This is a genomic window from Cellulosimicrobium sp. BMG9.23, from assembly GCF_059159985.1.
This window is the reverse complement of the sequence record NZ_JBZGBZ010000002.1, coordinates 239,793-250,654: the sequence shown is the minus strand read 5'-3', so window position 1 is coordinate 250,654 and position 10,862 is coordinate 239,793. Positions and strand designations below refer to the sequence as shown.

The following is a 10,862-nucleotide window of genomic DNA, read 5'->3' as shown; positions in this document are numbered from 1 at the left end:
GCGTGCCCGCGAGCGACGTACCACCCGACCACCGTCCCGTCCGGCCCGCAGAGCCGGGCGCTCGTCCGGCCGCCCCGTTCCCCGGGACGAGCCCACGGGTCGTGCAGGGCGCCGGCGGCGGGGAGAGCACGCTCACGGTGGTGATCGCGTTCTTCGCCAACGCGCTCATCGCCGTCGCGAAGTCCTTCGCCGCCGTCGTGACCGGGTCGGCCTCGATGCTCGCGGAGGCGGTCCACTCGTGGGCCGACACCGGGAACGAGGTGTTCCTCCTCGTCGCGGACCGACGCTCGCGACGCCCGGCGGACGCCGCGCACCCGATCGGGTTCGGCCGCGAGGCGTACGTGTGGTCGATGTTCGCGGCGATCGGGCTGTTCGCCGTCGGCGCGGGCGTCTCGATCACGCACGGCATCCAGGAGCTCGTGCATCCCGAGCCGGCGGGCAGCTTCGGCATCGCCTACGCGGTGCTCGGGCTCGCGTTCGTGCTCGAGGGCATCTCGTTCCTCCAGGCGCGCCGGCAGGTCCGTGCGGAGGCGCGGCGCGCGCAGCACGACACCCTGCACCACGTCCTCGTGACGTCGGACCCCACCCTGCGCGCGGTCTTCGCCGAGGACGCCGCGGCGCTCGTCGGTCTCGTCGTCGCGTTCGGCGGCGTGCTCGCCCACCAGCTCACGGGCTCGCCGGTGCCCGACGCGATCGGGTCGATCGTCGTGGGCGTCGTGCTCGCCGTCGTGTCGGTCGTGCTCATCGACCGCAACCGGCGGTTCCTCGTCGGGGAGGCGGCCCTGCCCGCGACGCGCGACGCGGTGCTCCGCGCGATCGCGGCGATGCCGCAGGTCGAGCGCGTCACCTACCTGCGCCTCGAGTACGTGGGGCCGCGCTCGCTCTACCTCGTCGCGAGCGTCGACCTCACGGGCGACGAGGCCGAGACCTCCGTCGCCCGGCGCCTCGACGAGCTCGAGCGGGCGGCGACGGCGTCGACGCTCGTCGCGGGCGCCGTGTTCACCGTCTCGACGCCCGAGGAGCCCACGCTGCGCTGAGGCCGGGCGCAGGTGCACATCTCGGACGAATCTCGCTAGGGTCGGGCGATGGCCCCGCCCCGCACGCCCCGGCACCGCCGCGGCGACCCGGTCTCGGCACCGGCGTCCGCAGCTACGCCGTCGTCCCGTGCCCGACGGCGCACGGGCGCCCCCGCGCGGCACCTGCGGTCCGCGCCCGGCGCGGTGGGCGCCGTGACCGCCGGGGTCGCGGCCGTGCTGGTCCTCGGGCCGTCGGCCGGGCTGACCGCGGCGACGATGACCGGCGAGCTGCGCCCCGAGCACGCCGGCCGTCTCGGCCCCGTCGTCGCCGCCCTGCCCTGGTCGCCCGGCGCTGTGCCCGCCGAGCTGTTCGCGGAGCGCGAGCGGTACGCAGCCTCCCGGACGCTGACCGAGCGGCACGACGTCGAGGGCCCGGGACCGGCGTCGGGCATCCCGGGGGCGAGCGACCCGGCCTCGGGCGCGCCAGCCGCGGAGACGCCGGCCGCGGAGACGCCCGCGGCCGACGCCGCGCCCCCTGTCGAGGAGACTGCACCGCAGGCCGAGCAGTCACCCCCGTCCACGGCACCGCCGGACCCGACGACGGAACCCGCCGGGCAGGGATCTCCGCCGCCCGCCGCAGGCCCTGCCGTCACGGCCACGACCGGCACGGCCCCGACCATCGCGGCGCCCGGACCGGGAGTGCTCTCGGCGGAGGGAGCGGCGGTGGTCGAGCTGACGAACGCGGAGCGTGCGGCCGCGGGGTGCGGGCCCCTCGCCGTCGACGAGCGGCTCACCGCCGCAGCCCAGCTCCACAGCGAGGACATGCTCGCGCAGGACTACTTCGACCACACGAGCCTCGACGGGCGCTCGCCGTGGGACCGGGCCGAGGCGCAGGGCTACGAGAACCCCGGCGCGGAGAACATCGCGAAGGGCCAGGCGACGGCCGAGGAGGTCGTGCGGGCCTGGATGGACTCGCCGGGGCACCGCGCGAACATCCTGGACTGCGACCTGCGGGAGATCGGCGTCGGGCACGCCGAGCGCGTCTGGACGCAGCTCTTCGGTCGGGGTTGAGGTGCTCACACGGCGAGGGCCGCGACCTTCCCGGCGACGCCACGCTCCCGGTCGAGCAGGCTGCGCTTGATCTCGAGGCCGTAGCGGTAGCCGCCCAGGCTGCCGTCGGTCCGCAGCACGCGGTGGCACGGCACGAACAGCGCCGCGGCGTTCATGGCGCACGCCCCCGCCGCGGCGCGCACGGCGGCGGGCCGGCCCGAGAGCTCGGCGTATCCGGTGTAGGTCACGGGGTCACCGGGCTCGACCGTGCGCAGCACGTCCCACGCGTGGGCGCGGAACGGTCCGGACACCTGCCGGACGGGGACCTCGTCGATGGCCCGGACGTCGCCCGCGTAGTAGGCGCGGACCGCGACGACGGCGGCCGCGACAGGGGGCGCGTCGTCCGGCACGGGCGTGACGTCGGTCGGCCGCAGGTCCGGGTGGACGAGCGCGACGAGCGCGTCGACGTCGTCCGTCCACCCCGAGGCGAGCACCGCGCCGTCGGGTGCGGCGACGACGGTGAAGGGACCGTCGGGCGTGGGGACGGTGGTCGTGGCGGCGGTGGCCGTCGTGGCGAGGGTGCTCGGCGTGGCGGTGGGAGTCACGGGGTCTCCTCCAGGAGTGTCGTGGTGGGGGTCGTGGTCGGCGTCGTGAGGGTCGGGGTCGGGACGGCTGTCGGCCCGGCGGCGCGCCACAGGTGCATCGCCGCGTAGGAACGCCAGGGGGACCAGCGCTCGGCGTGGTCGGTCAGGGCCCGACGGTCGTCGGGCAGGCCGAGCGCACGGGCGCCGGCACGCAGCGCGAGGTCGCCGTCGAGGAGGACGTCCGGGTCGTGCAGGACCCGCATCGCGACGTATCCCGAGGTCCAGGGTCCGACGCCGGGCAGCGCCTCGAGCGCGGACCGCAGAGCGCCCGGCTCGTCGGCTGGGGAGAGGGTGAGGTCGCCGTCGGCCAGTGCGCGGGCGGCGCCGAGGATCGCAGCGGTCCGCCGGGCCGGCCCGCGCAGGTGGTGGGCGCCCTCCGCGGCGATCGCCTCCGCCGTCGGGAACAGGCGCGTCGGCCCGAACCGGGACACGAACGGCGCGCCGACCGCGTCGGCGAGACGCGACAGGTGCGTGCGCGCGGCCGCGACGGAGATCTGCTGACCGACGAGCGCGCGCACGAGGATCTCGACGGGGTCGACCGCGCCCGGCACGCGCACGCCGGGCGTCGCGCGGACGGCGTCTGCCAGCGCCGGGTCGACGGCGAGCGCGGCGTCGACGGCCTGTGGGTCCGCGTCGAGGTCGAACAGGCGACGCACGCGCGCGACGGCGGCGGGCAGGTCGGCGACGGACGTGAGCTCCAGCTCGACGTGGAACCGGGCGTCCCCCGGCACCGGGCCGTAGGTCGCACGGAACGCGCCGGGCCCGTGGGGCAGGGCGAGGGTGCGCGCGTACGTGAGGTGGGGTGCGTCGAGCGGACCGACGACCTCCACGCCGTCCACGGCGCGAGCGGCGAGGAAGCCGAAGGTCCCGCGGGCGTCGTACGGCTCGCGCAGCGGCAGCGTGAGCGCGAGCGTCGCCGTGGTGGTCGTGGTGGCCGCCGTGCCGGACGGACTGGCCGGGGGACGGCGGCCGGCCGCCGTGGTGCGGGGCCGTGCCCGACGGCGCAGCTCGCTCGGCGTCGTGGCGAACACCTCGGTGACGGTGTCGTTGAACTGGCGGATGCTGCCGAAGCCCGCGGCGAACGCGACGTCGGCCAACGGGAGGTCGGTCCCGGTGATGAGGGACCGCGCCGTCTGGGCGCGCAGCGCGCGGGCGAGGGCGATGGGCCCCGCGCCGAGCTCGGTCTGCAGGACGCGGTGCAGGTGGCGCGGGGAGTACCCGAGGCGCGCGGCGAGGCCGTCCACGCCTTCGCGGTCCACGACACCGTCGCCGACGAGCCGCATCGCGCGGGCCGCGAGATCGTGCCCCAGGTCCCAGCTCGGCGTCCCCGGCACCGCCTCGGGGAGGCAGCGCTTGCACGCGCGGTAGCCCGCCTCGTGCGCCGCGGCCGACGTACGGTAGAACGTGACGTTCTCCGGCCGAGGGGTCCGTGCGGGGCACGACGGACGGCAGTAGATGCCGGTCGTGCGCACGGCCGTGATGAACTGCCCGTCGAACCGGCGGTCGCGGGACGCGATGGCGCGGTAGCGCTCGGCGAACTGCGGGTCGGCAGCGCCCGGCGACGTGGGGCCGTGCGCGGGCCGGGCTGTCTGCTGCGTGGTCACGGATCGATCCTGCCTCGCGGAGGACCGTCTGGCTAGCGGGATTCGGACACGGCGATGAGAGGGCGGGAACGGGTCAGACGCGGGCGTCGAGCCAGTCGAGGACCTCGGCCAGGTAGGTCGACCGGGCGGGCTCGGGGGACAGCGCGAGGTCGTGCGCGCCACCCTCCACGGTCACGACCGTCACGTCGTCGCCGAGGTGCCGCGCGCGCGTCGTGATGTGCTCGACGTCCAGCACGGAGTCCGTCGTGAGCAGCTCCTCGTGCCACCCGGCGGCGGGGCCGCTCCGGGCCGAGGCGAGGACGAGCACCGGGCAGTCGATCGCGAGGCCGCGCGCGAGCCGCGCCTGCGACCGGCGCACGCTGCGCACGAAGCCGGCCCGCGCCGGGAACCCCTCGAGCGGCTTCCAGGCGAGGTCGAAGTCCCACTCGCCACCCGTGCTCGCGTGCAGCGCCCGCGGCCAGTTCTCGTCCAGGTGCCCGACGACGAGCCGCGGCGCGAACCGCCCGACGACGTCGATCGCCCACGTCACCGGACCGCGGTAGACCCACGACCTGTTGAGGTCGAACCACGGGCTGTTGAGCACGAGCGCGTCGAGCACCCCGGGCCGGGAGTCCGCCCACAGGCTCGCGACGAGTCCGCCCGTCGAGTGGCCGAGCACGACCAGGCGGTCGTGGCCCTCGGCCCGGATCGCGTGCGCCGCGGCGTCGAGGTCCTGGGCGTAGACGGCGAGATCGGCGACGAAGTTCGGGTCGTCGTCGGACCGCGACGGAGCACCCGAGCCGCGACCCACGGACCGGCCGTACCCGCGCAGGTCGAGGGCGTAGAACCGGTAGCCGCGCGCCTCGAACGCCTCGGCGACGTGGGTCTGGAAGAAGTAGTCGATATACCCGTGCACGTACAGCACGGCAGGCCGCCCGGCCGCGTCACCGTCGGCGGACGCGCCCTCGTGCCCGACGCCGGGACGCACCCGCCGTACGAGGGTCGCCACCGCGCCGTCGGGCAGGGGCACGTCGCGGGCGACCCAGTCGTCGCCCAGCACGTCAGGGCGCCACTCGTCCGTCGCGGAAGCCATGCCCGACGGTACCGTGACACGGGTGACGAGCCAGATCATCGCCCGCGCCGACGACGCCGTCGGCCACCTGACCCTCGATCGCCCCCGTGCGCTCAACGCGCTCGGCTACGACATGCTCGGCGAGATCGCCGCCGTCCTCGACGCGTGGCGCGACGACCCGACCGTCCGCGTGCTCCTGCTCGACGGTGCGGGCGACCGCGGCTTCTGCGCGGGCGGCGACATCCGGGAGCTGCACGCGTCGGTCGTCGCCGGGCGGAGTGCCGACGCACGGCGGTACTTCCGCCGGGAGTACGCCGTCGACGCCGCGCTGGCCGAGAGCCCGGTGCCGGTCGTCGCGGTCATGGACGGCGTGACGATGGGCGGGGGGATCGGGCTCGCCGGCCACGCGACCGTGCGAGTGGTCACCGAGCGCTCGCGCGTCGCGATGCCGGAGACCCGCATCGGCTTCACGCCCGACGTCGGGGGCTCGTGGCTGCTCGCGCGGGCGCCCGGGCGGCTCGGCGAGCACCTCGCGCTCGGTGCCGTGACGATGGACGGCGCCGACGCGATCCACGCCGGGCTCGCCGACCACTACGTGCCGACGGAGCGGCTCGGGCTGCTGCACGAGGACCTCGTGGCCCTCGCGACCGCGGGCGTCGACCCGCTCGACGCGCAGGCCGTGCACGCCGTGGCCCTGCGGCACGCGATCGTGCCGCCGCCGTCCGCGCTCGCGGCCCGGCAGGAGCGCGTCGACCGCTGCTACGGCGAGGAGACGGTGCCCGGGATCGTCGCGGCGCTGCGCGCCGAGGCCGCCGCGGGCGACGAGACGGCCGGCGCCGAGGCGGACGAGCTCGAGACGTTGTCCCCGACCGCCGTGACGGTAGCGCTCGCAGCGGTCCGCAGCGCTCGTCGGCTCACGGACCTGCGGTCGGCCCTCAAGCAGGAGTACCGCCTCGTCGCCTGGTTCGTGGACACGCAGCCGGACCTCGTCGAGGGGATCCGCGCCCAGGTCGTCGACAAGGACCGCAACCCGTCGTGGTCGCCGGGCTCGCTGGCCGCCGTCGACCCTGGCCTCGGCGCCGTCGCGCTCGCCTACGAACCGGCCGAACTCCTCTGGGGCTGAGAGACGGCACCGTAGGCGCGAGGTAGAACCGCAGGCCGCGAGGTAGAACCCGCCGGGCTCTACCTCGCGGCCTGCCGTTCTACCTCGCGGTGCGCGAGCCGTCAGCTCGGTGGGCGCAGCCTCGTGGCGTCGTCGATCTCGTCGTCACCGTCGTCGTGGCCGGGGCCCGCGGGTCCGGTGTCCGACGCCGCGGTGCCCGGCTGCGGTGGGAGCGGCTGGGTCGGGGCGGGCGGCACCGGGCCGGGCTGCGGAGGCAGCGGCTGCGTGGGCGCGGGACCCTGCTGGTACGGCGTCGTCGGTGTCTGCTGCGGGTGCCCCGGCGCGCCACCGGGGTATCCGGGCTGCTGGCCCTGCGGCGGCGCGTACGGACCCTGCGGGACGCCCGGTCGGCCGGGCTGCTGGCCTTGTGCGGGCGGGTACTGACCCTGCGGACCCTGCTGGCCCGGCTGCTGCGGCGGGAACTGGTCGGGTCGAGCCTGCTGGCCGGGGTACGGACCGCCGGGACCACCCTGCGGCGGGTACTGACCCGGCTGGCCCTGCTGGAAGGGCTGGCCCGGCTGCCCGGGGTACGCGGCGGGCGGGTACTGGCCGGGCTGACCGGGGTACTGGCCCTGCTGCGCACCTGGCTGACCGGGGTAGCCGCCCTGGGCGAAGCCGGCGTTGCCGTCCTGCGCGTCGGGCTTCTTCCGCAGCACCAGCCAGAGCACGAGACCGATGATCGCGAGCAGCAGGAGTCCCCCGACCAGGCCGAGGATCCACCAGGGGAAGTCGGAGCCCTCGTCGCTGTCCGAGTCCGCGGACGAGCCCGTGGTGCTGTCGTCCGTGCCGTCGTCGGACCCGTCGGTCGAGCCGTCCGTGGTCCCGTCACCCAGATCTGCCGCGGCGCCACCGGCGACCGCGGACCCGCGCGCGGAGAGCTCGGTCACCTCGCCCATCACGGGGGTCCACGTCACCGTGTTCCCGTCCACCTGGCCGTTGGTCTCGCCGACCTCGCCGGGGAACGTGATGGAGATGCTGAACTCGAAGCCCTCCATCATCTGGCGGGTCATCTCGTCCGACTCCGGGTCGGTGCCGTCGAGGCCCAGCTCCTGGTCGGACATGTCCATCGCGCCGCTCACCACGAACTCGTCGCCCTCGCGCGTGATGGAGAGCTCGTCGGTGGCGCCCGTCGACATGTCGGAGATCGGCTGGTCGCTGTAGGTCATCCGCGTGCCGGTGTAGCCGTCCTCGGCGTAGGGCTCCTGCGTCGCCCCCGGCGGGAGGTCCCCCTCCATCTCCGAGCCCATCTGGTCCCAGAGTGCCTGCGGCTCCTGGCCCAGCGCCTCGGCCGTCTCGTCGGAGATCGCCATGACGATCGTGCCGTCGGCGGTGTCGTCCTCGTTGAGCGTGAGGTCCATGTCGATCCTCATGCACCCTGCGAGGAACAGTGCAAGGGTGGCGAGGAGCGCGCCGAGTCCGAGTCGCTTGCGCAGTGGCGAGGGGTTCACCCGTCCAGCATGTCGTGGATCCGCGGCGGGGGCGAGGGTCGATGCCGATTTGAGACGAACGTCCGGCGACTTCATCCTCTGCGTCCGCAGTGCTTCGCCGGCACGGTCGGCGATCGAAGTTGAGCGGAATACACTCAACTTGAGGACCGTTCCACTGGTCAGACCCTGTCCCCTGATCAACCACCGGAGCCCCGATGGAGACGAAGTTCACCACCATGTCGCAGCAGGCGATCGGCGACGCGATCCAGACCGCCACCGCTGCCGGCAACCCCCAGCTCGAGCCGACCCACCTCCTGGCGGCGCTGCTCGCCCAGGACGGCGGCGTCGCCGTCGGGCTGCTCGACGCCGTCGGCGCGGACCGGCAGGCGATCGGCCAGCGGCTGCGCGCCGCGCTCGTCGCGCTGCCCACGGTGAGCGGCTCCGCCGTCGTGCAGCCCCAGCCGTCGCGGGCCACGTCCGCGGTGCTCGAGAACGCGGCGAAGGAGGCGCAGGGCCTCGGCGACGAGTACGTGTCGACGGAGCACCTGCTCATCGGCCTCGCCGCCGGGTCGTCCCAGGCCGCGACGATCCTCCAGCAGGCCGGCGCGCCGGCCGACGCGCTGCGTTCCGCGCTGCCCGCGGTCCGGGGGAGCGCGCGCGTGACGAGCCCGAACCCCGAGGGCACGTACAAGGCGCTCGAGCAGTACGGCACCGACCTCACGGCCGCCGCCGCCGACGGCCGTCTCGACCCCGTGATCGGTCGCGACTCCGAGATCCGCCGCGTGATCCAGGTGCTGTCGCGCCGCACGAAGAACAACCCCGTCCTCATCGGTGAGCCGGGCGTCGGCAAGACGGCCGTCGTCGAGGGCCTCGCGCAGCGCATCGTCGCGGGCGACGTCCCGACGTCGCTCCAGGGCAAGCGGCTCATCTCCCTGGACCTCGCGAGCATGGTCGCGGGCGCGAAGTACCGTGGCGAGTTCGAGGAACGCCTCAAGGCCGTGCTGGAGGAGATCCGGTCGTCCGACGGCGAGGTCGTCACCTTCATCGACGAGCTGCACACCGTCGTCGGTGCCGGCGCCTCGGGATCTGACTCCTCGATGGACGCGGGCAACATGCTCAAGCCCATGCTCGCGCGCGGCGAGCTGCGCCTCGTCGGCGCCACGACGCTCGACGAGTACCGCGAGCACGTCGAGAAGGACCCGGCGCTCGAGCGCCGCTTCCAGCAGGTCTTCGTCGGCGAGCCGTCGGTCGAGGACACGGTCGCGATCCTGCGCGGGCTCAAGGAGCGGTACGAGGCGCACCACAAGGTGACGATCGCGGACTCCGCGCTCGTCGCCGCCGCGACGCTGTCGGACCGGTACATCACCGGCCGCCAGCTCCCCGACAAGGCGATCGACCTCGTCGACGAGGCCGCGTCGCGCCTGCGCATGGAGCTCGACTCGTCGCCCGTCGAGGTCGACGAGCTGCAGCGCGCGGTGACGCGTCTGGAGATGGAGGAGGTCGTGCTCTCCGAGTCGACCGACCCCGCGAGCCTCGAGCGGCTCGAGCGCCTGCGCGCCGACCTCGCCGACCGCCGGGAGGAGCTCGCGTCGCTCACCGCGCGGTGGGAGGCCGAGAAGGCCGGGCACAACCGCGTCGGCGACCTGCGCGCGAAGCTCGACGAGCTGCGCGTCCAGGTCGAGCGCGCGATCCGCGAGGGTGACCTGGAGACCGCGGGCCGCCTGCAGTACGGCGAGATCCCGCAGGTGCAGCGGGAGGTGGACGAGGCCGAGCGTGCGGAGGCCGCGGAGGACGCGGCCGACGCGGTCGGCGGTGTGGACAGCGCGCCGATGATCGCGGACAAGGTCGGCGCGGACGAGATCGCCGAGGTCGTCTCGGCGTGGACGGGCATCCCCGCGGGCCGCATGCTCCAGGGCGAGTCCGAGAAGCTCCTGCACATGGAGGAGGTCATCGGCGAGCGCCTCATCGGGCAGCGCGCGGCGGTGTCCGCGGTGTCCGACGCGGTCCGTCGCTCGCGCGCGGGCGTCGCCGACCCGGACCGCCCCACGGGCTCGTTCCTCTTCCTCGGCCCGACCGGCGTCGGCAAGACCGAGCTCGCGAAGTCGCTCGCAGACTTCCTGTTCGACGACGAGCGCGCGATGGTGCGCATCGACATGTCGGAGTACTCCGAGAAGCACTCGGTGGCCCGGCTCGTCGGGGCGCCCCCCGGGTACGTGGGCTACGAGGAGGGCGGCCAGCTCACCGAGGCCGTACGCCGTCGGCCGTACTCGGTCGTGCTGCTCGACGAGGTCGAGAAGGCGCACCCCGAGGTCTTCGACATCCTGCTCCAGGTGCTCGACGACGGCCGCCTCACCGACGGCCAGGGCCGCACCGTCGACCTCCGCAACGTCCTCCTCGTGCTGACGTCGAACCTGGGCTCGCAGTTCCTCGTGGATCCGATGCTCGAGGACGCCGCGAAGCACGAGGCCGTCATGGGCGCCGTCCGCGCGAGCTTCAAGCCGGAGTTCCTCAACCGGCTGGACGACGTCATCGTGTTCGACCCGCTGAACCTCGAGGAGCTGGGCCGGATCGTGGACCTCAGCGTGAAGCACCTCGCGGCGCGCCTCGCCGACCGGCGGATCACGCTCGACGTGACGCCCGCGGCGCGCGAGTGGCTCGCGCTCGAGGGCTTCGACCCCGCCTACGGGGCACGTCCGCTGCGCCGCCTCGTGCAGCGCGAGATCGGCGACCGCCTCGCGCGGATGCTCCTCGCGGGCGACGTCGTGGACGGCGACGTCGTGCGGGTGGACCGCGACCCCGACGGCGGGGGCCTCGCTCTCGCCACGGAGGTCCTCACCGCCTGACGCCCGGCGACGGTTCGGCGGCCCGGTCGCGTCGTCGGCAGCTCGTGCTGCCGAACGGTGCTCGT

Annotated in this window: 8 protein-coding genes; 4 read left to right on the top strand and 4 right to left on the bottom strand. The window is 74.9% G+C overall.

What is annotated here, in order from left to right; translation table 11 throughout:
- Positions 1-101 precede the first annotated feature (101 nt).
- Positions 102-1,037 carry a cation diffusion facilitator family transporter gene (locus AC4H2G_RS03225; protein WP_494364523.1) on the top strand — a complete coding sequence of 312 codons (936 nt, stop codon included), beginning with the start codon at positions 102-104 and terminating at the stop codon, positions 1,035-1,037.
- A gap of 48 nt (positions 1,038-1,085) precedes the next feature.
- Positions 1,086-2,087 carry a CAP domain-containing protein gene (locus AC4H2G_RS03220; RefSeq protein WP_494364314.1) on the top strand — a complete coding sequence of 334 codons (1,002 nt, stop codon included), beginning with the start codon at positions 1,086-1,088 and terminating at the stop codon, positions 2,085-2,087.
- Between the two features lie 5 nt (positions 2,088-2,092).
- Here the strand turns inward: AC4H2G_RS03220 and AC4H2G_RS03215 are convergent, their stop codons facing one another.
- From AC4H2G_RS03215 to AC4H2G_RS03205, 3 genes are all read right to left on the bottom strand, one after another.
- Positions 2,093-2,671, bottom strand: a complete 579-nt coding sequence (locus tag AC4H2G_RS03215) for a methylated-DNA--[protein]-cysteine S-methyltransferase (RefSeq protein ID WP_494364313.1) — start codon at positions 2,669-2,671, stop codon at positions 2,093-2,095.
- Positions 2,668-4,314, bottom strand: a complete 1,647-nt coding sequence (locus AC4H2G_RS03210) for an AlkA N-terminal domain-containing protein (protein WP_494364312.1) — start codon at positions 4,312-4,314, stop codon at positions 2,668-2,670. Before AC4H2G_RS03210 ends, AC4H2G_RS03215 begins: the two co-directional genes overlap by 4 nt.
- 73 nt (positions 4,315-4,387) lie before the next feature.
- Positions 4,388-5,386, bottom strand: a complete 999-nt coding sequence (locus AC4H2G_RS03205) for an alpha/beta hydrolase (protein ID WP_494364311.1) — start codon at positions 5,384-5,386, stop codon at positions 4,388-4,390.
- 22 nt (positions 5,387-5,408) lie between these two features.
- Between AC4H2G_RS03205 and AC4H2G_RS03200 the strand changes: the two genes are divergently transcribed.
- A complete protein-coding gene (locus tag AC4H2G_RS03200; protein WP_494364310.1) occupies positions 5,409-6,488 on the top strand; it encodes an enoyl-CoA hydratase/isomerase family protein in 1,080 nt (359 codons plus the stop codon).
- 101 nt (positions 6,489-6,589) lie between these two features.
- Here the strand turns inward: AC4H2G_RS03200 and AC4H2G_RS03195 are convergent, their stop codons facing one another.
- The gene (locus tag AC4H2G_RS03195) at positions 6,590-7,975 is read right to left on the bottom strand and encodes an LppM family (lipo)protein (RefSeq protein WP_494364309.1); all 1,386 of its coding nucleotides are present in this window, start codon (positions 7,973-7,975) and stop codon (positions 6,590-6,592) included.
- Between the two features lie 194 nt (positions 7,976-8,169).
- On the opposite strand from AC4H2G_RS03195, the gene clpB reads away from it, so the two are divergent.
- Positions 8,170-10,797, top strand: a complete 2,628-nt coding sequence (clpB, locus tag AC4H2G_RS03190; RefSeq protein WP_494364308.1) for an ATP-dependent chaperone ClpB — start codon at positions 8,170-8,172, stop codon at positions 10,795-10,797.
- The last annotated feature ends 65 nt before the right edge of the window (positions 10,798-10,862 follow it).

Bases quoted from the DNA above. Each gene is read 5' to 3' on its own strand.
- clpB (WP_494364308.1), top strand. From the start codon at position 8,170: ATGGAGACGAAGTTCACCACCATGTCGCAGCAGGCGATCGGCGACGCG.
- AC4H2G_RS03205 (WP_494364311.1), bottom strand. From the start codon at position 5,386: ATGGCTTCCGCGACGGACGAGTGGCGCCCTGACGTGCTGGGCGACGAC.
- AC4H2G_RS03220 (WP_494364314.1), top strand. From the start codon at position 1,086: ATGGCCCCGCCCCGCACGCCCCGGCACCGCCGCGGCGACCCGGTCTCG.